The following is a 26,507-nucleotide window of genomic DNA, read 5'->3' on the forward strand; positions in this document are numbered from 1 at the left end:
GATCAAGGTTCCATGATGACCATTATGCGCGCGAAGCGCGCCGCGATTTTTTTGAAAATCGCCCTTCCCGTCCGGGAGGATCGCGCACAGAAACCGATTTCACAGGTTTTGCGGACCACCCGCGAAAATCGACGAAAATCGTCGCCAGAAACGATTCTCCCGGCCGCGAACGCCCCGCAACACTCCGATGCGGCGACGAATTCGGAGAAAAGTTATCCACATGGTTATTCACAAATGTGGGTAACCTCGGTGGAGAACTGGTGGATTACCCCGGCTTTCATTGTGGATAAGCAGTGGGTAAACTGGCCTCGAATGTGGATGCCCCACTTCGAACGCGAAGCCTGTGGATAAGTCGGGTGGTTTTCCACATCACTCGGCACCAGTTATCCACAAAGTGGGGCATGTCGGAATATCAGGCGCCAGAACGGGACGCCCCACTTTTCCACACTATCCACAGCCCTTATTACGACTACTACTTACGTTCTCTTCTTCTCACCATCATCCGTTACCCCACTTTTCGCGCGAGCGAAGCGAGCGGCAAAAGTGGGGCGCCGAACCGCCGCTAGAATGAGTCCCAGCTGGAAAACCCGACCGTACGCGACGTTGCGCGTGCGCCGAAACGACGAAAGAGAGCATCAATGAAGGTAGAAATCAACTCCGCCGCGCTCGCTGACGCGGTGGCCTGGACCACTCGAGTCATCGACGCGCGCCCCTCGAACCCCATTCTGGCCGGCATCAAGCTCGAGGCGATCGACGGCACGCTGCAGCTTTCGGCCTTCAACTACGAGATCTCGGCCCGACACCACATCGAGGCCGGCGTCGACGAGTCCGGTTCGGTGCTCGTGCTGGGCAAGTTGCTCGCCGACATCACCAAGTCGTTGCCCGCCGAGAAGACCTACCTCGCCACGAATGAGTCGACAATGACGATCACCTCGGGCAAGTCGACCTTCACCCTGCAGCTGATGCCGGCCGCCGAATACCCGGATCTGCCCGGAATTCCGCCGAAGTTGGGTCAGGTCGATGCTCCGACGTTCGTGCAGGCCGTCGCCCAGGCGTGCGTCGCGGTCTCCCGCGAAGAGAACCGCCCGGTCCTCACCGGCGTGCGCATGCAGTTCGACGGCGACAAGGTGATCATGACCTCGACCGACCGTTTCCGTCTGTCGCGCGCCAGCTTCACCTGGACCCCGCAGGACCCGGACGTGAACACCACCACCCTGGTGCGCGGCTCGCTGCTGCGCGATGTGTCCCGTTCGCTCGACGAGCACCAGAACGTGGTTCTCGATTTCGACACGGAAAGCCCGTCGTTGCTTGGTTTCGAGAACGCCGGCCGCACCTCGACCTCGCAGCTGATCGACGGCGAGTTCCCGGCGGTCGACCGACTCTTCGCCGACGAGTACCCGATCCAGGCGGTCATCGACAAGACCGCGCTGATCGGCGCGATCAAGCGAGTCGCGCTGGTCGCCGAGCGCAACGCCCCGATCCGCATGGTCTTCTCCGGCCAGGAGCTGACGCTGTCCGCCGGCGCGATCGACGAGGCGCAGGCCACCGAGACGCTCGACATCGACATGGACGGCGAGGACATCACCGTCGCGTTCAACCCGAGCTACCTGATCGAGGGTCTGTCCGCGATCACCGAGCCGTTCGTGCGCATGAAGATGACGACCGCCGTCAAGCCCGTCGAGTTCAACGGCCAGCAGGAGGCCGACTCCGACGAGTCGATGGACTACCGCTACCTGCTCGTCCCGATGCGCTTCAACAGCTGACGCATCGGACTTTCCCGCCGACTTTCGCATTCGTTTCGCAAGTTTTCACAGAATGCGAAAGTCGGCGAAAACAACAGAGAAAACCCTGGAAACCGCCGCAAACGGCACCCGTCCGAAGGAGCCAGTCGTGTACATCTCGCGCCTCGCGCTCGACCACTACCGCTCGTGGAGCGCCCTCGTGGTCGATCTCGCGCCGCACGTGAACGTGCTGGTCGGCGCGAACGGCCTCGGCAAGACCAACATCGTCGAGGCGATCGAGGTGCTCTCCACCGGTTCCAGCCATCGCACCTCCTCCTCGCTGCCGCTGGTCGAGCGGGGCGAGTCCAAGGCCGTGATCCGCGCCAACGTCGTCGAACCCGCCTCCGGCGCCGGGGACGAGCGCGTCACCACCTACGAGGCCACGATCGCCGCCCGCGGCGCGAACCGCGCACGCATCGACTCCGGCGCCTCCCGCTACCTGCGCGACATCGTCGGCCTCGTCCCGTCGGTCTCGTTCACCCCCGACGACCAGCGGCTCGTCTCGGGCGAGCCCGCCGCCCGGCGCGCCCTGATCGATCAGGCCGGCGCGCTGCTGGCGCCCCGGTACGCCGCGACGCTCCAGCAGTTCACGCGCATCGCCCGCCAGCGGGCCGCGCTGCTCAAGCAGCTGGGCCAGCGCGAGGGATCGTTCGATGCGGCGCTGAGCGGCCTGGAGATCTGGACCGGCCAGTTCATCGAGGCCGGCGTCGACCTGACGCGCATGCGCGAGCGGATCGTCGGGCGCCTCGCGGGCACGTTCGCCTCGATCTACGCGCGGCTCGCGTCCGGCAAAGGCGAGGCCGGGCTGGCCTACGCGCCCTCGTTCGAGGAGGTCGCGGCGGCCGGCGACGGCGACCCCCGATCCGCGATCGCCGCGCACTTCCAGCGCCTGTACGCCGGGGAGGTGGCCCGCGGCGTCAACCTGATCGGCCCGCAGCGCGACGATCTCGCCGTCACGCTCGACGGCGTTCCCGCGCGCGAGTTCGCCTCGAACGGCGAGCTGTGGACGATGGCCCTCGCCCTGAGGATGGCGCTGTTCGAGGCCGTGTCCGCCGACCGCGGCGTGAAGCCGATCGTCATCCTCGACGACGTGTTCGCCCAGCTCGACGATTCCCGCCGCGCGCAGATCCTCGCCTTCGCCGCCGGACAGGACCAGGTGCTCGTCACCGCCGCGGCCCCCGGCGACATCCCCGACCTTGCGTCCGACGGATCGCGCACCAACGTCATCGACGTCGCCTCGCTGCTCCCCTGCGACGGCGACGTGCGGGCGGACGGACCGGAGCCCGTGCGATGAGGCCGCCGATCGCCGTCACGCTCAGGCTCGACCAACGCGAGCTGCCGGCGCAGGTGTTCGAGCGCTACGCGGCGCGCGAGGACACCCGCAGACTGCGCGCCGAACGCGCCGAGAAGGCGTGGGAGAGCTTCGGCAAGCCCGGGCGCGAGCCGTCCCGGCTCGGCGGCGTCGCGAACCTCATCGCCCGCGACGGCGACTGGATCCCGCACCTGAAGATCTCCGAACTCAACAACCACTGGGACCGGGTCGTCGGACCCGCCGTCGCCCAGCACTCACACGTCATCGCGTTCAAGGACGGAGTGCTCACCATCGGCACCGAATCGCCGGTCTGGGCCACACAGCTGACCTATCTGCTGCCGCAGCTGAACGAGACCATCCGCCGCAACCTCGAGGGACTCGACATCGCCGACATCAGGGTGGTCGGTCCGACCGCCGGATACACCCGCAGGTGGGCCAGAAGAAAATAAGGCCCGTATATGGCCATAGTCGTGCAAGACGAGTAGAATCACATGCAGTATGGTCAAATCGCTCCAAGACCCCGTAGAACGCGATTTTGAGGCAAAGACCCGCGAGACAACCCCTCGCGTGAAGTGAAAATGCAGGAGGAAGCCCTGTGGCGGATTCGTTGGACAAGGCCGAGAGCAAGGAAGAACAGCTCAAGGCCGCGGACGAACACATCAACAACACCGAATTGCAGGAAGGCGAGCTCGACGAGTCGATGACACCCGAGCACTACGACGCCTCCGATCTGAAGGTGCTCGAAGGCCTCGAGGCGGTGCGCATCCGCCCGGGCATGTACATCGGTTCCACAGGCCCGCGCGGCCTGCACCACCTCGTCTACGAGATCGTCGACAACTCCGTCGACGAGGCGCTCGCCGGCTACGCGAGCCACATCGAGGTGTCGATCCTGCCGGACAACGGCATCCGCGTCGTCGACGACGGCCGCGGCATCCCGGTCGACATCGTGCCCGGCGAGGGCATCTCCGGCGTCGAGACGGTCATGACCAAGCTGCACGCCGGCGGCAAGTTCGGCGGCGGCGGATACGCGGTCTCCGGCGGTCTGCACGGCGTCGGCATCTCCGTGGTCAACGCGCTGTCCACGCGCGTGGACGTCGAGGTGCGCCGCCAGGGATTCCACTGGACGCAGACCTACATCGACCAGCGCCCGACCGCGCGTCTGGCGCAGGGCGAGCCGATGGCCGAGGGCGAGTCGACCGGCACGTCCGTCACCTTCTGGGCGGACCCGGCGATCTTCGAGACCACGGTCTACGACTTCGAGACCCTGCGCGCCCGCTTCCAGCAGATGGCGTTCCTCAACAAGGGCCTCAAGATCACCCTCACCGACCTGCGCCAGCTCGACGAGGCCGGCGACGAGGTCACCGGCGACGGCGACAACGCGCTCGAGGAGACGCACCAGACCGTCACCTACCAGTACATGAACGGCATCCAGGACTACGTCGCGTACCTCGTCAAGTCGCGCAAGTCCACGCCGGTCGAGGACGAGGTCATCAACTTCGACGCCGAGGACTTGAAGCTCGGCATCTCCGCCGAGATCGCGATGCAGTGGACCACCGCCTACTCCGAGTCGGTGCACACCTTCGCCAACACGATCTCCACCACCGAGGGCGGCACCCACGAGGAGGGCTTCCGCGCCGCACTGACCGGTCTGATCAACCGCTACGCGCGCGAGAAGAACATCCTCAAGGACAAGGACGAGAACCTCTCCGGAGACGACGTGCGCGAGGGCCTGACGGCCGTGGTGTCCGTCAAGCTCACCACCCCGCAGTTCGAGGGCCAGACCAAGACCAAGCTCGGCAACTCCGAGGCGAAGACCTTCGTCCAGCGCGTCATGACCGACAAGCTCGGCGACTGGCTCGACGCGCACCCGGGCGAGGCCAAGAACATCATCCAGAAGGCGATCGAGGCGTCCCGCGCCCGCATCGCCGCCAAGAAGGCGCGCGAGAACACCCGCCGCAAGTCGATCTTCGAGTCGGCCGGCATGCCGGACAAGCTCAAGGACTGCCAGTCGAGCAACCCGGAGGAGTGCGAGCTGTTCATCGTCGAGGGTGATTCGGCAGGCGGCTCCGCCATCCAGGGCCGCAACCCGATCACGCAGGCGATCCTGCCGCTGCGAGGCAAGATCCTCAACACCGAGCGCGCCAGCCTCGACCGCATGATGAAGTCCGACACCATCGAGTCGCTCATCACGGCCGTCGGCGGCGGCTACGGCGAGGACTTCGACCTGTCCAAGGTGCGTTACCACAAGGTCATCATCATGGCCGATGCCGATGTGGACGGCGCGCACATCGCCACGCTGAACCTCACGCTCTTCTTCCGCTACATGCGTCCGATGATCACCGCCGGCTACGTGTACGTGGCCATGCCGCCGCTGTACCGCCTCAAGTGGACCAAGGGCCCGCACGACTTCGTGTACACCGACTCCGAGCGCGACCGCGTGCTCGCCGAGGGGCGCGCCAAGGGCCGTCAGCTGCCCAAGGGCGAGGGTATCCAGCGCTACAAGGGTCTGGGCGAGATGAGCTATCAGGAGCTGTGGGAGACGACCATGGATCCGGAGCACCGCGTGCTCAAGCAGGTGCAGATCGAGGACGCGGCCGCGGCCGACGAGACGTTCTCGATGCTCATGGGCGACGAGGTCGAGCCGCGTCGTCTCTTCATCCAGCGCAACGCCCGCAACGCCGCCTGGATCGACGCGTGATATGACATCGGTCCCCCTCGGCGAGGGGGACCGGAACGGATAAAGGAAGTACATTGGCAGACGAGAACAACAACGGCGGTTTCGACGACCAGCCGAACAGCGACGGCTCGATGGAGCCGTTGAGCCCCCAGGAGGCTGACAACACCGACTACGGCCTGATGACCGGTGAGCGCATCCAGAAGAAGGACCTCCAGCAGGAGATGCGCGACTCCTACCTCGCGTACGCGATGAGCGTCATCGTGGACCGCGCCCTGCCGGACGTGCGCGACGGCATGAAGCCGGTGCACCGCCGCGTCATCTACGCGATGTACGACGGTGGCTACCGTCCCGACCGCGGCTACAACAAGTGCTCCCGCGTCGTCGGCGACGTCATGGGCAAGTACCACCCGCACGGCGACTCCGCGATCTACGACACCCTCGTGCGCATGGCCCAGTCGTGGTCGATGCGCTACATGCTCGTCGACGGCCAGGGCAACTTCGGCTCCCCCGGCGACGACCCGGCCGCTGCCATGCGTTACACCGAGTGCCGCATGGCCCCGCTGTCGATGGAGATGGTGCGCGACATCGACAAGGAGACCGTCGACTTCGTGCCCAACTACGACGGCAAGACGCAGGAGCCCACCGTGCTCCCCTCGCGCTTCCCGAACCTGCTGTGCAACGGCTCGTCCGGCATCGCCGTCGGCATGGCGACCAACATCCCGCCGCACAACATGCGCGAGGTCGCCGACGGCGTCCACTGGGCGCTCGAGCACCCGGACGCGAGCCGCGAGGAGCTGCTCGAGGCGCTCATCGCCCGCATCAAGGGACCGGACTTCCCCACCGGCGCGACCATCCTCGGCCACAAGGGCATCGAGCAGGCGTACCGCACCGGCCGCGGTCTGATCACCATGCGCGCCGTGGTCAACACCGAGGAGATCAAGGGCCGCATGTGCCTGGTGGTCACCGAGCTGCCGTACCAGGTCAACCCGGACCGCCTCGTCGTCTCCATCCGCGAGGCCGTGCGCGACGGCAAGATCCAGGGCATCGCCGACATGCGCGACGAGACCTCCGGCCGCACCGGCCAGCGCCTCGTGCTCGTGCTCAAGCGCGACGCCGTGCCGAAGGTCGTGCTCAACAACCTGTACAAGCACTCCCAGCTGCAGCAGACGTTCGGCGCGAACATGCTCGCGCTCGTCGACGGCGTGCCGCGCACTCTCTCGCTCGACGCGTTCGTGCGCCACTGGGTCGCCCACCAGCTCGACGTGATCGCCCGCCGCACCGCGTACCTCAAGCGCGAGGCCGAGGAGCGCGACCACATCCTGCAGGGCCTCCTGAAGGCGCTCGACGCCATCGAGGAGGTCATCCGCCTCATCCGCTCCAGCCAGGGCCGTGACGACGCCCGTCCGAAGCTGATGGAGTTCCTCGACATCGATCAGGTGCAGGCCGACGCGATCCTGTCCATGCAGCTGGTGCGACTGGCGAACATGGAGGCGCAGAAGATCATCGACGAGCACAACGAGCTCCAGCGCCGCATCGCCGACTACAACGACATCCTCGCCAAGCCCGAGCGCCAGCGGAAGATCGTCGGCGACGAGCTCGACGAGATCGTCGCGAAGTACGGCGACGAGCGCCGTACGCGCATCCTGCCGTTCTCCGGCGAGATGACCGACGAGGACCTGATCCCCGAGGAGAACGTGGTCGTCACGGTCACGCACTCCGGCTTCATCAAGCGCACCAAGGCCGACGAGTACCGCGCCCAGCACCGCGGAGGCAAGGGCATCAAGGGCGCCAAGCTGCGCGAGGACGATGTGGTCGACCACTTCTTCCTCACGTCCACGCACAACTGGCTGCTGTTCTTCACCAACAAGGGCCGCGTGTACCGCATCAAGGCATACGAGCTGCCCGAGGGCTCGCGCGACTCCAAGGGCCAGCACGTGGCGAACCTGCTGCAGTTCGGCCCGGACGAGACCATCCAGGCCGTGCTGTCCATCCCGAACTATGAGGTGACCAAGTACCTGGTGCTCGCCACCCGCTCCGGCAAGGTCAAGAAGACGGCCCTGTCCGAGTACGATTCGCCGCGTCAGGGAGGCCTGATCGCCGTGCGCCTGATGGCCGACGAGAACGGCGAGAACGCCGACGAGCTCATCGGCGCCGCGCTGTGCAACGCCGAGGACGACATCATCCTCGTCTCCAAGCTCGGCATGAGCCTCAAGTTCCAGGCCGACGACGACCAGCTGCGTCCGATGGGCCGCCAGACCGCCGGCGTGCAGGGCATGAAGTTCCGCGACGGCGACGAGCTGCTCGCGATGGACGTCGTCTGGGGCGACACCGACAAGGACCTGCTCGTCGTCACCGACGAGGGCTTCGCCAAGCGCACGGCCATCGAGGAGTACCGACTGCAGGGCCGCAACGGCTACGGCGTCAAGGCCGTGCAGCTGGCCGAGGGCCGCGGCTCGCTGGTCGGCGCGCTCGTCGTGTCCGAGGACGACCAGGTCATGGCCATCATGAAGTCCGGCAAGGTGATCCGCTCCGACGTGGCCGAGGTCAAGCGCACCGGCCGCAACACCCAGGGCGTCACCCTCGCTAAGCCCGACAAGGGCGACGAGATCATCTCCATCGCCCTGAACGCCGAAAAGGACGAGGACGAGGCGGAGGAGACCCAGGCCGAGGGCGCGCAGCCCGCGGCGGAGACCGTCGTCGCCCCGGCCGAGGCCGCCGAGCCGTCGGAGAACGCCTGACGGACGGGCCCTGCACGGAGAATCCGTGCAGGGCCTGAGCGCCGCCGCATAATCGTCTGTGAAGATTGCTAGTCTCGGCTACAGATTTTCATCACGCCTGAAGACCAGCGGAATCGTGAAGGAGCAATATGAGCGACAACCGTGAAGAGCAGCGAGAGGGCGCCGTGCCCGAGGTGGCGCTGCCGGAGCGTCCCGAGCAGTCCGGAGCGACGACCGCCATCCCGACGGGCGAGCAGCCGGCCGCACCGGCCGTCGCGCCGGCGGAGCAGCCCTCCGAGGGCCATGCGCCCCGCGTGGCGCGTTCCGTCGCGTCCAACAAGCCGGCCGAGTCCGCCCGCGGCGGCGAAGCCTCCTCCGTGCGTCCGTCCGTGCGCCGCGGCACCCCGCGTGCCCGCCGCATGAACCTGTCGCTCACGCGTCTGAACGTGTGGAGCGTCGCCAAGGTGTCGTTCATGATGGGCGTCGCCGGCGCGGTCATCCAGATCGTGGCCGCCACGCTCCTGTGGCTGCTGCTGAGCGCCATCGGCATCTTCAGCAACATCACGAGCATCGTCTCCTCGACGGGTCTGGCCACCGACGACCTCAACCTGGCCAGCATCTTCTCGCTGCCCACCGTGCTGAGCGTCGTGACGATCCTGGCGATCGTCGGCATCATCCTGTGGACGCTGCTGTGCACGATCCTCGCCGCGATCTACAACGTGGTCAGCTCGCTGGTCGGCGGCATCCACGTCACCCTCGGCGACGACTGATCGCCCGGCGAACACCGACTTCAAGATGAAGACCCCACCTCGCGGTGGGGTCTTCGCGTATCCGCGCCTCGACCGGTCGATCGGGGTGTCTGCCGGTCGGACGAATCAGGCCGATTCGCGCCGTTCGATGTGGTAGCCGACGGTGATGCGCTGGCGGCCGAGGTTCGGTTCGTCGTCGATGCGCCGGATGAGCAGGTCCACGGCCTGTGTGGCGATCAGCTCGATGTCGACCGCCACCGTGGTCAGCGCCGGCACGGTCAGCGCGCCCATCGCGATGCCGTCGAAGCTCATCACCCTCATGTCCTCCGGCACACGCACGCCTATGTCGTGCAGGCCGCGCAGCACGCCGAACGCGATCGTGTCGGTCATGCAGTACAGCGCGTCGCAGTCGCGCACCTTCGCCTCCTGCTCGTGGATCGCGCGGCGCGCGTCCACATCGCCCCACGCGGTGGTGATGATGCGGTCCTCGCTCCACGTCAGACCGAGCCGGTGGAACGCGCGGCGGCAGCCCAGCAGACGCCGGTGACGCGCGTCGTGGTACGTCTCCAGCAGCGGCACGTCGGTCCGTTCGTCCGGATTGCCGCCGACGATGCCGATGCGCCGGGCGCCCTGCGAGTACAGGTATTCGATCGCGGCCTGCGATCCCGATTCGCTGGGCGTGAGGATCGTGTCGATGTCCTGCTGCGGGCGGTCGTCGTCGAGCAGGACCGTCGGACGGTGGTTCGACAGCTGCTCGATCTCGTCGGCCGACAGCCGGCTGGAACTGAAGATCAGACCGTCGCAGAACTGGTTCGACATGCGTTCGATGATCGAACGCTCGTTGTGCTCGTCGATGCGCGTCTGCTGGACGACGGTCTGGTAGCCGCGCTCCTCGGCCGTCTGCGAGATCAGCGAGGCGAGCTGTGCCGGGTACGGCCGGTCCAGCTCGAAGATCGCCAGACCGATCGTGCGCGAGCCCGAGGCCTTGCGGCTCGTGTTCACGCGCAGACTGCGCGCGGACAGACTGGTGGTGTTGAGACGGTAATGGAGCCTGTCGGCGGCCTCGCGCACGCGTCGCGCGGTGTCCGGCGCGACGTTGTCGTTGCCCCGCAGGACGTTCGACACCGTCATCGCGGACACTCCCGCCGCCTTTCCGACATCCTTCATCGTGACCATGGGTGATTACTCCTTAACGAACTGGTTCCAAGCATACGAAACGGGGCGTCATCGGGCGTCGTCCGGCAGGGTGACGACGGACAGCGAGTACGCCGTCACGTCGATCCGTGCGAGCGCGGCGGCCGGCACGCGGCGCACGGTCGGTTCGGCCGGTGCCGCCTCGAACGGCCGGCCCGCGTCCCATGGCGCCGCGAGCATCGTGATCTCGGCCTCGGCGCGGCCGTCGACCGGCTCGTCGACGTCCAGCGCGACGGCGTGCGGCTCGTCGGTCGCGTTGACGACGCGCACGACCCGGAGTACTGCGTCAAATACGCGACCGGCCCGTCGATCCGGGGCCCTGGACCGAGCGCGGCGTGCTGGTCGAGCAGAACCCGGCCGTCGGCATCGTCGGCACCGGCCATCACGGCGTGATCCACATCCCCGGAACCGACTAGTGGATCCTCGCCTACCACCTGTTCGACGCCGAGTGCGGCAGCGGATACCGCCGCGAGGTCGCGTTCGCGCCGCTCGAGTTCAACGCCGACGGGACGATCAGGCCGGTCGTGCCGGACGACACGTGGTACCGTCGTCCGCTCGACGACGACAGCCCCGCTGCAGCCAAGTAAACAATCGTTACTAAAAATTTATCGAGTTCCTTGTGTGACCGGTCACATCGGTGCTACACTGAATACTGTGACCGGTTACATGCCGGTTGGTCTACGGAGGAGCTCTTTCAAAGGAGAGGAGTCGAGCAATGGCCTCGATCGATTCGGCCGCAACGATGCCCGGGCAGGCGTCGGTGGGCCGGCAGAACAGGCACAGGGCGGATTGGCGTGGTTGGAAGTTCATGGGCCCGTTCGCGGTGGTGTTCGTGTTCGTGTTCATCATTCCGATCGTGTACGCGATCTACATCTCGTTCTTCAAGAAGCAGATGATCGGCGGCACGAAGTTCGTCGGTTTCGAGAACTACACGCGTCTGTTCGTGGATGCCCAGTTCTGGAGCTCGGTCGGCCGCGTGGCGCTGTTCACGTGCGTGCAGGTGCCGATCATGCTGTTCCTGTCCGCGGCGATGGCGTTGGCGCTGGATTCGATGAAGCTGCACGGCGCGAAGTTCTTCCGCATCTCGACGTTCCTGCCCTACGCGGTGCCGGCCGTGGTCTCGACGTTGATCTGGGGCTTCGTGTACGGCGCCAAGTACGGCCTCGTGGGTTCGCTCAACGACGTGCTGGGCACCAACTTCGATCTGTTCGCCCCGAGCGTCCTGCTGGCGTCGATCGGCAACATCGTGACGTGGGAGTTCACGGGCTACAACATGCTGATCTTCTACAGCTCCCTGTCCACGATCCCGCACTCGCTGTACGAGGCCGCGTCCATCGACGGCGCGTCCGAGTGGCAGATCGTCAAGTCGATCAAGCTGCCCGAGCTCAAGGGGTCGCTGGCGATCACGGTGATCTTCTCGATCATCGGCTCGTTCCAGCTGTTCAACGAGCCCTCGATTCTGCAGAACATGGTGCCGGGCAATGCGATCACGACGTACTACACGCCGAACATGTACGCGTATAACCTGTCGTTCTCCGGCAACCAGTCGAACTACGCCGCCGCGCTGGCGATCACGATGGCGGTCATCACGATGGCGATCGCGTACGCGGTCCAGCTCAACAGCATGAAGGAGCAGATGAAGTGAGTGCAGCAACAACTTCCGCGCAGTCGCTGCGCGAGCAGGAGAGGGCCGCCCGCAGGGCCGAGAAGGAACGCCAGAGGAGGGTCGCCAGGGACGAGGCCGCCGAGCGCCGCCGCGCCGAGAAGGCGGGTTTCGCGAACGTGAACAACCCGCGCCGTTCGACGTGGATGACGGTGGTGTGCGCGATCTTCGCGGTGTACTGCCTGTTCCCGTTCGTCTACCTGATGATCAACGCCACCAAGACCCAGGCCGACTTCACCTCGACCTTCGGCCTGGGCTTCGGCAGGACGTTCGCCCTGTTCGACAACATCGCGACGGTGTTCACGTACCAGGACGGCATCTTCGGCCGCTGGCTGGTCAACACGCTCCTGTACGTGGTGGTCGGCGCCGGCGGCGCGACCCTGCTGGCGATCATGGGCGGCTACGCGCTGGCGAAGTTCCGCTTCCCGGGCCGCAAGGCCGTGTTCGCGGTGATCATCGGCTCGATCTCCGTGCCGGGCATCGCGCTGGCGGTCCCGCAGTTCCTGCTGTTCGCCAAGCTGGGTCTGACGAACACCCCGTGGGCCATGATCATCCCGTCGCTGATCAGCCCGTTCGGCCTGTACCTCATGTGGATCTTCTCCGAGCAGGCGGTCCCGACCGAGCTGCTCGAGGCCGCGCGCGTCGACGGCGCCAGCGAGTTCCGCACCTTCTGGACCATCAGCCTGCCGCTGCTGGCGCCCGGCATCGTCACGACCGCCCTGTTCACGATCGTGGCGACGTGGAACAACTACTTCCTGCCGTTGATCATGCTCAAGGACGCCGACTGGTACCCGCTGACGATCGGCCTGAACCAGTGGAAGGACCAGGCGTCCACCGCGGGCGGCCAGGCGATCCAGAACCTCGTGATCACGGGCTCGCTGATCACGATCATCCCGCTCGTGATCGCGTTCCTGTGCCTGCAGAAGTACTGGCAGTCCGGCCTCGCCGCAGGCGCCGTCAAGGAGTGATGACTGCTATGTCATGACCGTGGGACGTGAACGTGGTTTCGTGCGGTGTCCGGGGCGTGAACGGATATGTCATGTCCGACACGCTCCGGGCCGCTCGGCCAAGTCCTACGGTCGGACACGACATATCCGTTCACGCCCCTCCGTTTTCGCCGTGATGTTGTGTATGGAGCGGGATCCTCTAACTTAAGGGTCCCCTCCGTCGTGCTGTCATGTCGCGTATGGAGGGGCTTTATTCATATCCAGAGAAAGGAAACATCAATGACGACGGTGACTCGGTTCGGGGCGTTTCTGCCGAAGGACACTGATGGGAACGTCGCGCAGCTGCACGGCATCGGTGTGTGGCGGTTCGGCGACACGTGGTACGCGTACGGCGAGAACAAGGTCAACGGCAACCTGTTCCAGGGCGTTGCCTGCTATACCACCAAGGACTTCGACGCATGGGAGAACCACGGCATCGTGCTCGACGTGCAGGAGGACGGCTCCGCGCTCGGCGCCGACCGCATCGGCGAACGCCCGAAGGTGCTGCACTGCCCGAAGACCGGCAAGTACGTGATGCTCATCCACGCCGAGACGCCCGGCTACGGCTACGCGCACATCGGCGTCGCCGTCGCCGACGATCCGCTCGGACCCTTCGCGTTCCGGACCACGATCACGTGGCGCGGGTACCTCAGCCGCGACATCGGCGTCTTCCAGGACTCCGACGGTGCGGCCTACGTGATGAGCGAGGACCGCGACCACGGCACGCACATCTACCGCCTGTCCGACGACTACCTGACCATCGTCGAGGACGTCGCCTGCGAACGCGCCACCGACTACGAGTACGGCCTCGAATCGCCGACCATCGTCAAGAAGGACGGCCTCTACTACTGGTTCGGCTCCAAGCTCACCGGCTGGTCCACGAATGACAACATGTTCTCCACCGCCACGGATCTGCACGGCCCGTGGAGCGAGTGGCGGCTGTTCGCGCCGGCCGGGTCGCAGACCTTCGACTCGCAGGTCGACATCGTCGTTCCGCTCGGCGACGACCCGTACGACAGCGACGAGTTCCTGTTCATCGGCGACCGCTGGATGAAGGACGACCTCGGCGACTCCCCCATCGTCCAGCTGCCTATCGTCATCGGCGACGGCAAAGCGAGCATTGCGTGGGACGAGTCCTATGAGGGTTCGACGCACCGCTGATCGGGCGGGCGTTTGCCGATTCCGCCGTTCCCCGACCGCTGCGACAATCGGGTGAGGAACGGCCGGATGGCGGAATAAGTGGCTCGTGATGCCGAACCTGCTGTCGTGGGCATCAACTCGGGAGCCTGAGGGCTGTGCCTCAGTCATGAGTCGGGCTCGGCTCGGCATCTTGGAACCTCATGTGAGGGTTTCTTGAGTATGAGGGGTACTTTCGGTCTGTTGCAGACGTCCATCTGCGTTATCAGGGGTACCTGCCACGGGTATCTGGCCCGTGAAACGGCTTGACCGCAACGGGGTAAAGCCGTTTCCGGGGCATGATACTTCGTTCAGGTACCCCTGATAAGCGAGATGGGTGTTCGCAATGGACCGAAAGTACCCCTTGTAACGCAAATGGCCCGTTAGGCCGACTCGCGCTCGACGATCGAGGTGGGCAGCAGGCGCACGTAGTGGTCCTCGACCTGTTCGCCGCGCATCATCGCGAGCAGCAGCTCGGCCATCACCCGGCCGTGGCTGATCGAATCCTGCCTGACCGTGGTGAGTTTCGGGTTGGCCATGATCGCGAGCGGCGAATCGTCGAAGCCGGTGACCGCGATGTCCTCGGGTACGCGGTAGCCGAAACGCGTGAGCTGGTTGATGACGCCCACCGCGATGTTGTCGTTGGCGCACACGAAACCGTTGATGTGGTCGAGCATCGGCTGGAACTCGACCGCGGCCATCTCGCCGCTGGTGATCTCCCAGTCGTCGGCGTAGTACACCTGTCGTTCGTCGAAGCGCTCCCCCATCGCCTGTTTGAAGCCCTCGAGGCGGTTCACCGAGGACGGCGAATACCCCGGGCCGCACACGTACACGAGGGCGTCGCGCCCCTTGTTGAGCAGGTATCGCGTGACGTTGCGCTGGCCGTCGGCGTTGGCGAAATCGACCGCCGGATACGGCAGGTCGCCGCGGTCGCTGATCTCGGAGCGCACGACCGGACGGTCGACACCGAGGAACGTGTTGGCGAGCGAGTCGTCGTTGCTCAGGGAGAACAGCAGGTAGCCGTCGGCGAAGTCGCTGCGCACGAGCTGCGCGATGCGCCTGGTGGAGTCCTCGGTGTTCGCGATCAGGGTGACCATCTGGTAGCCGGCGTCGCCGAGCGTCTGGTTCGCGCCGGCCATCGCCTCGCTGACGCTGGACTGCACGATTGTCTCGTTCGACTCGACCTGGATGATGAGCGCCACGGTCGACGTGCGCTGCTGCGCGAGCGAGCGTGCCGCCCTGTTCGGTGTGTACTTGAGCTCGTCGATGGCCGCGGCGATGCGGTCCGAGGCGTCCTGGGAGACGTGGTCGTTGCCGTTCAAGTAGCGGGAAACGGTGCCGTAGGATACGCCGGCCCGTTGCGCGACGTCGCGTATCGTGACCTTCTTCTGTGCCGTCTTCATGTACGTCATCGTATTCAACTCCTTGGCCGGATTCGCGCGTCGGTCGCGTCGTCGTCTGCGACACGCGGATTGTGACCGGTTACAACCAGTGTATACTCAAGAAATGTAACCGGTCACACGGAGTGTTGCGGGGCCGGCACGACAAAGCCTCAAGGAAGAGAAAGGCAGCAACAATGAGCTTTTCGATGAAGAAGTCGGTGGCGCTGATCGGCGCCGCGGCCATGCTCGTCTCCGTCGCGGCATGCGGTTCGGACACCGCGTCGTCCAACGGCGGTTCCGGATCCGATGGCGGCAAGACCACCATCACCGTGTGGGGTTGGGACTCCACCCTGAAGGACGTGGCCAAGAAGTTCATGCAGGAGAACCCGAACATCACCGTCAAGGTGAACAACGTCGGCACCTCCGCGCAGACCCAGGTCGCGCTGAACAACGCCATCGCCGCCGGCAAGGGCGCCCCGGACGTCGCCCAGATGGAATACCACTCCGTCACCCAGTTCGCGCTCTCCGACGCGATCGAGGACCTCTCCAGCCGTACGAGCGGCTACGAGTCCTTCTACCAGGAGGGTACGTGGAAGGGCGTGCAGGTCAACGGCAAGACCTACGGCCTGCCGATCGATTCCGGCCCGAACGCCCTGTTCTACAACAAGGAGGTCTTCGAGAAGGCCGGCATCACCGAGGCCCCGAAGACGTGGGACGAGTTCTACCAGGACGCCAAGAAGATCCACGCGCTGGGCGATGACTACTACATCACCTCCGACGCCGGCGACAACAGCCAGTCCACCACCTTCATGTCCCTGATCGCGCAGGCCGGCGGCTCGCCGTTCAAGGTCAGCGGCGAGAAGGTCTCCATCAACCTGACCAAGGACGAGGGCACCAAGAAGGTCGTCGACTACTGGCAGAAGATGCTGGATGAGGGCCTGATCAACACCAAGGTCACCTCGTGGTCCGACGAATGGAACAAGGGCCTCAACGACGGCACCATCGCCTCGCTGGTCATCGGCGCCTGGATGCCGAACAACCTGCTCTCCGTCGCGCCCGATGCGGCCGGCAAGTTCCAGGTCGCCACGGTCCCGCAGTGGAACGAGGGCGACAACGTCAACTCCGAGAACGGCGGTTCCTCGCTCGTGATGCCGAAGGGCGGCGCCAACCAGGAGGCCGCGTGGAAGTTCATGGAGTACTGCTGCCACAACGAGGAGGGCATCAAGACCCGCGTCGACGCCGGCGCCTTCCCGGCCGACAACGACACCCTGAAGTCCGACGACTTCCTCAAGGGCAACGACAAGCTCACCGCCTACTTCGGCGGTCAGGAGTACAACAAGGTGCTCGCCGAGGCCGCCGGCCAGAAGATCGGCGACTTCCAGTTCCTGCCTTTCTGGAGCCAGGTCCAGAACACCTTCGGCGATTACGCCGGCAAGGCCTACCGTGGTGAGGAGAAGCTCTCCAAGTCCATCGCCGACTTCCAGGACTCCCTCATCAAGTACGGCAAGGACCAGGGCTTCACCGTCGAGGAGTGATCTCGCTCCCGATCGCTCGACCGGCCCGTATATCCGTATGGATGATGCCGCATGACGCGGGCCGGTCGGACCCGACCTCATCATGCGGCATCCGAACGACCGGGTTCGTCCGATCGCCCCGAACGGTTGTCTCGATCGTCTCGGCGATCGGTCCCGGTGACCGGTCGGCATCCGCATAACTGAACGGTCGTGCGGTCCTCGTGGCCACACGGCATCCGCAGACTTCCCTTGTATCTCCTCTCCATCAGGCCGGAGTCCCGCCTTCCGCGGGGCCCCGGCCCTCCTGTATGCGGGGGCAGTACCGGTCCGTGGACCTGAGGAAACGTCCGGGAGACATGGACGTTGGTCGCGTGGAGTCGGTGTGACGGCGAATGGAATCCTGTGTCCGGAGGTGCATGGGGTCGACTCAGGACACGGTTGGTTGCACCCCTGCGTCGAGGATCCCCGGTAATCAGCCTTCCGAGGCAGGCATGAAGCTGTCGCGCACGACGAGCGAGGTCGACAGCAGCGTGTGCTGCTTGACCTCGGTGTCGTAGCTGATCGCGTCGGACAGTGTGTGCAGGGCCGTGCGCGCCAGCGCGCGCTGGTCGATCGCGTACGTCGTCAGCGACGGCGACGTGTAGCGCGAGATCGACTGGTTGTTGATGGAGATCAGCTCCACGTCTCGCGGCACCATGACGCCCTCCTTGGCGAACGCCTGCAGCACGCCCACCGCGAGCGAGTCGGTGGTGACGATGAAGCACTCCGGCATGTCGTCGCGCAGCCGCTCCACGACCTGCTCGCCGAGCGCGCGGCCGTTGTCCACGCTGATCGGGCCACCGACGAACATGAGGCCGTCGGTGTCGAGGCCGAGACGTTCAGTCCAGTTGCGGTACGCCATCGTGCGTATGTCCTCCGGGTACTCGTGGTTGCCCATCATGCGTCCGTCACCGCCGATGAAGCCGATGCGGTGCATGCCGCGGGCCATCGCCTGGTCGAGCGCGTCGAGGATGGTCTGCGGGAGATCCGGCTGGACCGAATCGAACATGTTCGGCGCCGGGTTCACGTCGATGAAGACGCCGTGCGGCAGGGCCTCGTGCAGACGCTTCAGATCGTCGTACGGGAACAGTTTCGGTCCGATCGAGATGAAGCCGTCGAACTGGTTGGCGTTGCCGATGAGCGTGTCGATGTCGGTGTGGAACGACAACGTCACGTGCAGCTGCTGGGCGGTGTCGAGCAGGACGCCGCGCAGCTCGCGGTAGTACGCGTTGTTGAGCTCCTCGTCGTCGGTGATCGCGTCGAGCACGGCCACGTCGCGCATCGCGACGAACTGGCGTTCGGCGCTCTCGTAGCCGAGGCGCTCGCTGACCTCGAGGATCTTGCGCCGCGTCTCCTCCCTGACCGAGAACGTCGGGTCGCCGTTGAGCAGGCGTGAGACGGTCGCCGGGGAGAATCCCGACTGCTTGGCGATTTCCTTGATCGTGACCATGGTGGTGTTCCCTGTGCTCCTTCGCCGGAACCGCGCCCTTGCCCGGCGCGTTGGTAAATGCGTTTACTAACGCTTATCCTACCGCATGCGGGCATATCCCGGGGCCCCGCCGTTCCCTCACTCCCCCGCACGTCCGTTCCCGGCTGAGGGAGCGTGGACGCGAGTCTCGAGAACCCCTCCCCCGCACGCGCATCCGTTCCTACGGCATCGGACGTTTGCGGGGTGCGGATTCCATGAAAACACGGTCCAATACTGCAGGAACGGACGTTTGGAGGGGCGAATCAAACGGGAATACGTCCGATACTGCAGTATCGGACGTGTAGGAGGACGTGCTGGCCTGTTTGGCGTCCGATCCTATAGGAACAGACGTTTGAGGGTGCGAATTCGACGAGTTCGCGTCCGATACTGCGGTATCGGACGTTTGGAGGGGTGAATTCGACGGGAAAACGTCCGATACCGTAGTATCGGACGACACGAGAACAGGCGGAGGGGCGTTTGCGCCCGGATACTGGGGAATCGGACGCAAATACGAGGAATCGGACGCGAAAGGATCCGGGAAGGGGTTCTTTCACGTCCGATTCCTCAGTATCGGATGGGCCGGTCGGTCGGAGGACCCGGCGGGCCTGGGGTTCCGGCGGGTTGGCGGGCCGGAGAGCCGGTCGGTTGGGTATCCGTCGGGCCGGAGGGCGAATCAGGCGGCCAGGCCGTTGACGTCCTTGCCGAGGAGCGCGGCCTTGGCGATTGCCTTGCCGTACTTGGCGGAGCCGTCGGCGGAGTGCAGGTTGGCTTCGATGCCGGCGACGATCGGGATGACGCCGGTGATGGAGAACGGGGCGGTGTTGTTCGGGACGTACTTGCACAGGTGCACCATCACGCCGCAGGTCGCGACGTTGTCGAACGCGTAGGTGCGGGCGGTGTAGATGCCGCGCTCGTGGGAGTCGGTGGTGATGGCCGGGACCATGTCCCAGTAGGAGATGTCACGCAGGGAGTAGAAGACGTCGGGCACGAGGAACGTCATGATGAAGACGACCATGAACGCGGTGGTGTTGGCGTTGACCAGGCCGAAGATGCCGCTGGGGACGACCATGAGCAGCACGGCGGAGACGGTGCCGCCGGTGAGCCGCCATGAACGGAAGCGGTTGAGCCGCATGATCATCCTTTGTCAATAAAGAGTAAAATCGTAACTAAAGTATTTACCAATTTGTGCCTATCGACAGACGGCGGCTCTGTGATGTTTGCGTGAACTTGCGCAACGGCCCGCGTTGCACTACCGTTAGTAAATGATTTACTTCAGTCCGTGCCGACGAAGCGGTGGCATGGAAGGAACATGACAAGAAAGGCAGCAGCAATGACCAGCTCCCAGAAGGCCGGACGCGTCGAGCGCTTCGACCCGGCATGGCTCGACGATCCCCGTACATTCGAGATCAACCGCATCCCCGCGCACTCCAGCCACAGGTTCTACGACCACGTTCCCTCCGGCGCGGACGAGACGAGCGACCTGAGGCAGAGCCTCGACGGCGAGTGGTTGGTCAGGGTCGTCGACCTCGCCGTCCTCGGCAAGGAGGCGCTCGCCGCTGACCCGGTCGCCGCGTTCGCCGCTGCCGCCGACGGCTTCGAGACCATCGACGTGCCCTCCACCCTCGAGACCCGCGGATTCCTGCCGCACAAGTACGTCAACCAGCAGTATCCGTGGTCCGGCCACGAGGCGCCGGTCGCCCCCGCCATCCCCGAACACAACCACGTGGCCCTGTACCGCCGCGAGTTCACGGCCGACCCGAAGACCGCCGCCGCGCTCGCCGCCGGTCACACCGTCACCCTGACCTTCCACGGCGCGTCCACCGCGATCGCCGTGTGGCTCAACGGTGCGTTCGTCGGCTACTCCGAGGACTCCTTCACCCCCAGCGAGTTCGACGTCACCGCCGCCCTCAAGGGCGAAGGCACGAACACGCTCGACGTCGCCGTCTTCGAGTTCTCCTCCGCCAGCTGGCTCGAGGATCAGGACTTCTGGCGCATGCACGGCATCTTCCGCTCGGTCGAGCTCGCCGCGCATCCGGCCGCCCACATCGAGGACCTCAAGGTCGAATCCGACTACGACCACGTCACCGGCACCGGCCAGCTCGACGTCGTCGCATCCGTCGAGGGCGCCGAGCACGCCGCCGAGATCGAGGCGACCCTGACCGACGCCGCCGGAACCGCCGTGTGGAGCGAGACCCGGCCCGCTGCCGGCGCGACCGACTGGAGCGCCCCGATCGAGCACGTCCGCCCGTGGAGCGCCGAGGAGCCGAACCTGTACACGCTCGCGTTCGTCGTGCGCGACGCCGCCGGCGCGGTCCTCGAGGTCGCGACCCAGCGCATCGGCTTCCGCCGCTTCACCATCGAGGACGGCATCATGCGCATCAACGGCAAGCGCGTGGTCTTCAAGGGCGTCAACCGCCACGAGTTCGACGCGCGCGAGGGCCGTGCGGTGTCCGAAGCGGTCATGCTGCAGGATATCCGCGAGTTCAAGCGTCTCAACATCAACGCCGTGCGCACCTGCCACTACCCCAACCAGATCCGCTGGTACGAGCTGTGCGACGAGTACGGCATCTACGTGCTCGACGAGACCAACCTCGAGACCCACGGCAGCTGGACCGACCCGGGCGACGTGTTCCAGCCCGCCCGTGCCATCCCCGGCAGCAAGGACGAGTGGCGCGCCGCGTGCCTCGACCGCACCGAGAGCATGCTGCGCCGCGACTACAACCACGCGTCCGTCGTGATCTGGTCGCTCGGCAACGAGTCCTTCGGCGGCGACGTGTTCTACACGATGCGCGACTTCATCCATGCCAACGACCCGCACCGCCCGGTGCACTACGAGGGAGTGTCCAACGACCCCGAGTTCGCCGTCGCCTCGGACATCGAGAGCCGCATGTACGCCAAGCCGGCCGAGATCGAGGAGCGCTACCTCGGCGACGACGCCGTCAAGCCGTACATCTCCTGCGAATACTCGCACTCGATGGGCAACTCCACCGGCGGCCTGCACCTGTACACCGCGCTCGAGAAGTACCCGAAGTACCAGGGCGGCTTCATCTGGGACTACGTCGACCAGGCCCTGTTCCAGAGGCTCGGCGACGGCACCGAGCGCCTCGCGTACGGCGGCGACTTCGATGACCGCCCGAACGACTACGAGTTCGCCGGCGACGGCATCGTCTTCGCCGACCGCACCCCCTCCCCCAAGGCGCAGGAGGTCAAGCAGCTGTACGCGAACGTGAAGCTGGTCCCGGACGAGTCCGGCGTGACGATCACGAACGACAACCTGTTCGTCTCCACGGCCAGCTACGTGTTCACCGCGCGCGTCCTCGTCGACGGCGTCGAGCGCTGGCACGCCGACTACCGCTTCGACGTCGCCGCCGGCGAGAAGTCGCGCGAGCCGATCGCCTTCCCGCGCGTCACCGATCTGGTGCCGCTGACCGGCCGCGCCGAGGTCACGTACGAGGTCGATCAGCGTCTCGCCGAGGCGACCGACTGGGCGCCGGCCGGCTACGAGCTCACATTCGGCCAGCACACGACGACCGTCTCGTTCGACGACGGCGCCCCTGCCGCCCCGGCTGCCGCCCCGGCTGTCGCCTCCGTCGCGACCATCGCCGAGGACGGCTTCAACGCGGGGCTCCATACCGGCACCGACGAGGTGCTGCTGTCCAAGACGCAGGGCGGCATCGTCTCGTTCCGCCGCGGCGATCGCGAGATGGTCATCCGCCGCCCGGCCCTGACGACGTTCCGCGCCCTCGTCGACAACGACCGCGGCAACGGCTCCGGCTTCGACCGCGCCCAGTGGTTCGCCGCCGGCCGCTACGCCCGCGTCGTCGGCACGTCGGTCGAGAGGACCGCCGACGGCACCGGACTCGTCGCCCGCTACGACTACGAGCTGGCCGACGCGAAGCGCACGCCGGTCACGGTCTCGTACACGGTCGATACCGCGCTGCGCGTCCACCTGACCGTCGAGTACGCCGGCGAGGAGGACGCCCCGACCCTGCCCGCCTTCGGCCTCGAATGGATGCTGCACAAGGACTACGACCATCTGAGGTTCTACGGCCTCGGTCCCGAGGAGACCTACGCCGACCGTCTGCACGGCGCGAAGCTGGGTGTCTACTCGCGTACCGCGTCCGAGGACTTCGCGCCGTATCTGGTGCCGCAGGAGACCGGCAACCACGAGGGCGTGCGCTGGGCCGAGGTTACCGATATCGACGGCCACGGCATGCGCGTCACGGCCGCGCCGGGCGCCGCGCCGTTCGCCGCGCCGTTCGCCGCGAGCCTGCTGCCGTACAGCTCGTTGATGCTCGAGGAGGCCTGGCATCAGAATGAGCTGCCGCCGGTCCGCCACACGTTCCTGCGCCTGCTTGCCGCCCAGATGGGCGTCGGCGGCGACGACACGTGGGGCGCCCCGGTCCACGACGAGTTCCAGCTGCCCGCCGACAGGACGCTGAAGCTCGACGTCACCCTCGAGCTCATCTGAGTCCCGAGCATCCCGAGCATCCCGAGCATCCCGGGACGTCTCGGGATGCTCGGGTATCTCGGGACATCTCGGGACATCTCGAGATATCCCGGGGAAAAGTGCCGCTGGGCGCCGCCAAGCGGTACATATTCTCGAGGTTCTCCCATCCAGCGAGAGAAAGTACCGCTCACCACAACTCAGCGGTACATATTCTCGGGATGCGCCCAGCCCTCGAGAGAAGGTGCCGCATATCACATCTCAGCGGTACATATTCTCGGGCATCGGGCCGATTCCGAGAATAGGTACCGCTGAAGGCCGTGAGTCGACGAGGGCGGCGACCGAAAGGGTAATCCCGAAGGCGGCGTCGCCCCGAAACGACTCGGCGCGGGACGGACGTCCCGGGACCTCAACGGCCGCGCACCCCTCCCCGGCGTGAAGTGGTGCCGATTCCCGGTGCCAAAGACGTGAGCTTCCCGGAGTGAATCCCTCCCCGGCGTAGAGTGGTGCCGATGCTTGGGTATTTGAGTTACTTTTCCACGTCGTTCATCATCGCGATGGTGCTGTGGCCGGTCGTGTCGGCCGTGCTGACCCTGCCGATCCTCGCCGGGCTGTACCACCGTCATCACCGTCTGCGCGCGCTGTCGGTGCTCGCCTCGTATCTGAGCACGCTGTACTTCACCGGACTCATCGCCCTGACGCTCTACCCGATGCCCGACGATCCGGACCGATTCTGCACCGCCCACGCCGGCGCCTACTCGCCGCAGCTCGACCCGCTGCGCTTCCTCGAGGACATCCGATACGGTGGCCTGTACGGCACGCTCCAGCTGGCGATGAACGTCGTGTTCTTCATCCCGCTCGGCTTCGTGCTCGCGCGCTGGCTGCGCTGGCGGTGGTGGGCGGTGGTGCCCGCCGGCTTCGCCGCGTCGCTGTTCATCGAGACCTCGCAGCTCACCGGATTCTGGGGCCTGTACCCGTGCGCCTACCGACAGTTCGACGTCAACGACCTGATGACGAACACGCTCGGCGCCGTCGTCGGTCTCGGCATCGCGGCGCTGTTCAACAGATGGGTGCCGCAGTCGGACCTGCCCGGCCGCGACGACGTGAACGTGCGGCCCGGCGCGCTGCACCGCACGGTCGCGTACGTCATCGACATGATCCTCGTCGTACTCGTCTACTTCCCCGTGACGCTCGCCGTCGTCTTCGCGTTCCACTGGCTGGCGACCCCGCTGTCGAACGGCGACTACACGCTGTTCGGCGGGCTCGTCACCGTCGGCATCGACTGGATGAACGCCGTCGCGCCGATCTCCGCGGCGCTCGCGTTCCTCGTCTTCGAACTGGCGATTCCGGCGACGCATCGCGGACAGACGCTCGGCGGCATGTTCACGCACATGACCGTCGAGACCCGCGAACGGCACGGGGCGCGACGCGCGGTCTTCTACGCCGTGCGCACGCTCGTGCTGGGGCTGCTCACGATCATGGCGCTGGTCGGCTTCATCGGTGCGGCCACGGGCGCGTTCGACTCCCTGATGGAATACGCGGGACTCGGTTTCGCGGTCCTGTTCGTCTTCGAACTCGTCGCCCGCCGTGCGCCGTGGGACCTCATCCCCGACTGACCGGCGGAGGCCGTCTGTAATCCACGAGTCCTCCGCGGAGACGCACCAGCTAACTTCGCTACGAGGGGTATATCCGGTGGTTTTCGGATGTCCATCTCGCTTGCGAAGGGTAGCCAACCAAAGTACAAACGTTTGAAAACGGCTTGTCCCCGTCGTGATCAGGCCGTTTTCAAGCATTGATACTCTGACTAGGTACCCCTCGCAAGTGAGATGGACATCCGCAAGTGGTCGGAAGTACCCCTCGCAATGCAGAAGGCATAAAAATCCGGCGCATGGAACAGAGAGGATTCGTTCCACGCGCCGGACGACTAGATGATACCCTCAGCGGCTCACAGCACGCCCTGGGCGACCATCGCGTTGGCGACCTTGACGAAGCCGGCGGCGTTCGCGCCGAGCATCAGGTCACCCTCGTGGCCGTACTCCTTGGCGGCGGCCAGCGACTCGGCGACGATCGACTCCATGATGGACTTGAGCTTGGCGTCGGTCTCCTCGAAGGTCCAGGACAGACGGTAGCTGTTCTGGCTCATCTCGAGGCCGGAGACGGCCACGCCGCCCGCGTTCGCGGCCTTGGCCGGGCCGTACAGCAGACCGTTCTTCTGATAGACGGCGATGGCCTCCGGCGTGGACGGCATGTTCGCGCCCTCGCACACGACCTTGCAGCCGTTCTTGACGAGCGTCTCGGCCGAGGCGCCGTCGATCTCGTTCTGGGTGGCGCACGGCAGGGCGATGTCGCACGGCACGGTCCACACGCCGGAGCAGCCCTCGTGGTACTCGGCGCCCGGCACGCGCTCCGCGTACTCCTTGATGCGGCCGCGGTGGCCCAGCTTGATGTCCTTGACGATGTCGAGCTTGATGCCATCCGGATCGTAGACGTAGCCGTTGGAATCGGAGGCGGTGACGACCTTGGCGCCCAGCTGCTGGGCCTTCTCGGTGGCGAAGATCGCCACGTTGCCGGAGCCGGAGATCACGACGGTCTTGCCCTCGAAGGAGTCGTCGCGCAGGACGCGCAGCGCCTCGGCGGTGTAGTAGCACAGGCCGTAACCGGTGGCCTCGGTGCGGGCCAGCGAGCCGCCGAACTCCAGGCCCTTGCCGGTCAGGACGCCGGAGTACTCGTCACGGATGCGCTTGTACTGGCCGAACAGGTAGCCGATCTCACGCGCGCCGACGTTGATGTCGCCGGCCGGGACGTCGGTGAACTGGCCGATGTGACGGCACAGCTCGGTCATGAAGGCCTGGCAGAAGCGCATGACTTCGGCGTCGGACTTGCCCTTCGGGTCGAAGTCGGAGCCGCCCTTGCCGCCGCCCATCGGCAGCGTGGTCAGGCTGTTCTTGAGAATCTGCTCGAAGCCGAGGAACTTGATGACGCCCTCGTTGACGGACGGGTGGAAGCGCAGGCCGCCCTTGTACGGGCCGATCGCGGAGTTGAACTGGACGCGGTAGCCGCGGTTGACCTGGACCTTGCCCTCGTCGTCGGTCCACGCGACGCGGAACTTGATCACGCGCTCGGGCTCGACGAGACGCTCGAGCACGCCCGCCTTCTCGTACTCCGGGTGCTTTTCGACGACCGGCTGCAGGCTTTCGAAGACCTCCTGCACGGCCTGCAGGAACTCCGGCTGATCGCCGTCGCGCTTCTCGACCTGCGCGTAGACGCGCTTGACGTACTCGTCCGTGAGCATAGTGAAACTCCCCCTTGGGTTGGGCTATCAATAGACGGTTCGATTGTAGGCACGACCGTCTGGATACGGCAAGAGGTTTGTCCACGGGCGATTGCGGGGTAGGGCGTCGT

18 protein-coding genes and 1 pseudogene are annotated in these 26,507 nt (G+C 65.7%); 13 read left to right on the forward strand and 6 right to left on the reverse strand.

The genetic code is table 11. The features are described from left to right. Positions 1-12 precede the first annotated feature (12 nt). From JS528_RS04425 to JS528_RS04455, 7 genes are all read left to right on the forward strand, one after another. Entirely contained in the window at positions 13-351 is a 339-nt protein-coding gene (locus JS528_RS04425; protein ID WP_214357890.1) for a hypothetical protein, read from the forward strand. Between the two features lie 287 nt (positions 352-638). Next, on the forward strand, positions 639-1,763 hold the full coding sequence (gene dnaN / locus JS528_RS04430) for a DNA polymerase III subunit beta (RefSeq protein ID WP_214357891.1): 1,125 nt from the start codon (positions 639-641) through the stop codon (positions 1,761-1,763). A 127-nt stretch (positions 1,764-1,890) separates the two neighbouring features. Next, positions 1,891-3,075, forward strand: a complete 1,185-nt coding sequence (gene recF / locus JS528_RS04435; RefSeq protein WP_214357892.1) for a DNA replication/repair protein RecF — start codon at positions 1,891-1,893, stop codon at positions 3,073-3,075. Further along, the gene (locus tag JS528_RS04440; protein WP_214357893.1) at positions 3,072-3,542 is read left to right on the forward strand and encodes a DciA family protein; all 471 of its coding nucleotides are present in this window, start codon (positions 3,072-3,074) and stop codon (positions 3,540-3,542) included. Before recF ends, JS528_RS04440 begins: the two co-directional genes overlap by 4 nt. Before the next feature lie 146 nt (positions 3,543-3,688). Next, positions 3,689-5,791 carry a DNA topoisomerase (ATP-hydrolyzing) subunit B gene (gyrB, locus tag JS528_RS04445; RefSeq protein ID WP_420838181.1) on the forward strand — a complete coding sequence of 701 codons (2,103 nt, stop codon included), beginning with the start codon at positions 3,689-3,691 and terminating at the stop codon, positions 5,789-5,791. Between the two features lie 53 nt (positions 5,792-5,844). Next, on the forward strand, positions 5,845-8,508 hold the full coding sequence (gyrA, locus tag JS528_RS04450; protein WP_240541319.1) for a DNA gyrase subunit A: 2,664 nt from the start codon (positions 5,845-5,847) through the stop codon (positions 8,506-8,508). A 128-nt stretch (positions 8,509-8,636) separates the two neighbouring features. Further along, positions 8,637-9,257, forward strand: a complete 621-nt coding sequence (locus tag JS528_RS04455; protein ID WP_214357894.1) for a DUF3566 domain-containing protein — start codon at positions 8,637-8,639, stop codon at positions 9,255-9,257. Positions 9,258-9,362: 105 nt separating this feature from the next. Here JS528_RS04455 and JS528_RS04460 read toward each other — a convergent pair whose 3' ends face one another. Next, positions 9,363-10,412, reverse strand: coding sequence for a LacI family DNA-binding transcriptional regulator (locus JS528_RS04460; protein WP_214357895.1), 1,050 nt, complete (start codon positions 10,410-10,412; stop codon positions 9,363-9,365). A gap of 48 nt (positions 10,413-10,460) precedes the next feature. Then, positions 10,461-10,700 carry a hypothetical protein gene (locus JS528_RS04465; protein WP_214357896.1) on the reverse strand — a complete coding sequence of 80 codons (240 nt, stop codon included), beginning with the start codon at positions 10,698-10,700 and terminating at the stop codon, positions 10,461-10,463. Between the two features lie 445 nt (positions 10,701-11,145). Between JS528_RS04465 and JS528_RS04470 the strand changes: the two genes are divergently transcribed. The 3 genes from JS528_RS04470 (at position 11,146) to JS528_RS04480 (ending at position 14,240) form a co-directional block, all read left to right on the forward strand. Continuing rightward, positions 11,146-12,075, forward strand: a complete 930-nt coding sequence (locus tag JS528_RS04470) for a carbohydrate ABC transporter permease (RefSeq protein WP_214357897.1) — start codon at positions 11,146-11,148, stop codon at positions 12,073-12,075. After that, positions 12,072-13,061: a carbohydrate ABC transporter permease gene (locus JS528_RS04475; protein ID WP_214357673.1), complete on the forward strand. Its 990-nt coding sequence runs from the start codon at positions 12,072-12,074 to the stop codon at positions 13,059-13,061. Before JS528_RS04470 ends, JS528_RS04475 begins: the two co-directional genes overlap by 4 nt. A 258-nt stretch (positions 13,062-13,319) precedes the next feature. Beyond that, complete coding sequence (locus JS528_RS04480) at positions 13,320-14,240, forward strand: family 43 glycosylhydrolase (protein WP_214357898.1); 921 nt, start codon at positions 13,320-13,322, stop codon at positions 14,238-14,240. Positions 14,241-14,638: 398 nt separating this feature from the next. Here the strand turns inward: JS528_RS04480 and JS528_RS04485 are convergent, their stop codons facing one another. Beyond that, positions 14,639-15,658, reverse strand: coding sequence for a LacI family DNA-binding transcriptional regulator (locus JS528_RS04485; protein WP_214357899.1), 1,020 nt, complete (start codon positions 15,656-15,658; stop codon positions 14,639-14,641). A 173-nt stretch (positions 15,659-15,831) separates the two neighbouring features. Between JS528_RS04485 and JS528_RS04490 the strand changes: the two genes are divergently transcribed. Further along, complete coding sequence (locus JS528_RS04490; protein WP_214357900.1) at positions 15,832-17,172, forward strand: ABC transporter substrate-binding protein; 1,341 nt, start codon at positions 15,832-15,834, stop codon at positions 17,170-17,172. A 451-nt stretch (positions 17,173-17,623) separates the two neighbouring features. Here the strand turns inward: JS528_RS04490 and JS528_RS04495 are convergent, their stop codons facing one another. Both JS528_RS04495 and JS528_RS11545 read right to left on the reverse strand, forming a co-directional pair. Beyond that, positions 17,624-18,640 carry a LacI family DNA-binding transcriptional regulator gene (locus JS528_RS04495; RefSeq protein ID WP_214357901.1) on the reverse strand — a complete coding sequence of 339 codons (1,017 nt, stop codon included), beginning with the start codon at positions 18,638-18,640 and terminating at the stop codon, positions 17,624-17,626. A 910-nt stretch (positions 18,641-19,550) separates the two neighbouring features. Continuing rightward, a pseudogene (locus JS528_RS11545) lies at positions 19,551-19,778 on the reverse strand (glycoside-pentoside-hexuronide (GPH):cation symporter); the annotation flags it as partial. Between the two features lie 210 nt (positions 19,779-19,988). Between JS528_RS11545 and lacZ the strand changes: the two are divergent. Then, positions 19,989-23,129, forward strand: coding sequence for a beta-galactosidase, LacZ type (lacZ, locus tag JS528_RS04505; protein WP_240541336.1), 3,141 nt, complete (start codon positions 19,989-19,991; stop codon positions 23,127-23,129). Between the two features lie 500 nt (positions 23,130-23,629). Further along, a complete protein-coding gene (locus tag JS528_RS04510; RefSeq protein ID WP_240541320.1) occupies positions 23,630-24,721 on the forward strand; it encodes a VanZ family protein in 1,092 nt (363 codons plus the stop codon). Positions 24,722-25,050: 329 nt separating this feature from the next. On the opposite strand, the gene gdhA is transcribed toward JS528_RS04510, so the two are convergent. Continuing rightward, the gene (gene gdhA, locus JS528_RS04515; protein WP_214357905.1) at positions 25,051-26,397 is read right to left on the reverse strand and encodes an NADP-specific glutamate dehydrogenase; all 1,347 of its coding nucleotides are present in this window, start codon (positions 26,395-26,397) and stop codon (positions 25,051-25,053) included. Positions 26,398-26,507 lie beyond the last annotated feature (110 nt).

Origin of the sequence: Bifidobacterium santillanense, assembly GCF_018555385.1 — a bacterium.
GTDB lineage: Bacteria > Actinomycetota > Actinomycetes > Actinomycetales > Bifidobacteriaceae > Bifidobacterium > Bifidobacterium santillanense.

What these genes read in the sequence shown, in the direction of transcription:
- JS528_RS04425 (WP_214357890.1), top strand. Translation starts at nt 13, where the DNA reads ATGATGACCATTATGCGCGCGAAGCGCGCCGCGATTTTTTTGAAAATC.
- dnaN (WP_214357891.1), top strand. Translation starts at nt 639, where the DNA reads ATGAAGGTAGAAATCAACTCCGCCGCGCTCGCTGACGCGGTGGCCTGG.
- JS528_RS04440 (WP_214357893.1), top strand. Translation starts at nt 3,072, where the DNA reads ATGAGGCCGCCGATCGCCGTCACGCTCAGGCTCGACCAACGCGAGCTG.
- JS528_RS04455 (WP_214357894.1), top strand. Translation starts at nt 8,637, where the DNA reads ATGAGCGACAACCGTGAAGAGCAGCGAGAGGGCGCCGTGCCCGAGGTG.
- JS528_RS04460 (WP_214357895.1), bottom strand. Translation starts at nt 10,412, where the DNA reads ATGGTCACGATGAAGGATGTCGGAAAGGCGGCGGGAGTGTCCGCGATG.
- JS528_RS04470 (WP_214357897.1), top strand. Translation starts at nt 11,146, where the DNA reads ATGGCCTCGATCGATTCGGCCGCAACGATGCCCGGGCAGGCGTCGGTG.
- JS528_RS04480 (WP_214357898.1), top strand. Translation starts at nt 13,320, where the DNA reads ATGACGACGGTGACTCGGTTCGGGGCGTTTCTGCCGAAGGACACTGAT.
- JS528_RS04485 (WP_214357899.1), bottom strand. Translation starts at nt 15,658, where the DNA reads ATGAAGACGGCACAGAAGAAGGTCACGATACGCGACGTCGCGCAACGG.
- JS528_RS04490 (WP_214357900.1), top strand. Translation starts at nt 15,832, where the DNA reads ATGAGCTTTTCGATGAAGAAGTCGGTGGCGCTGATCGGCGCCGCGGCC.
- JS528_RS04495 (WP_214357901.1), bottom strand. Translation starts at nt 18,640, where the DNA reads ATGGTCACGATCAAGGAAATCGCCAAGCAGTCGGGATTCTCCCCGGCG.
- lacZ (WP_240541336.1), top strand. Translation starts at nt 19,989, where the DNA reads ATGACCAGCTCCCAGAAGGCCGGACGCGTCGAGCGCTTCGACCCGGCA.
- gdhA (WP_214357905.1), bottom strand. Translation starts at nt 26,397, where the DNA reads ATGCTCACGGACGAGTACGTCAAGCGCGTCTACGCGCAGGTCGAGAAG.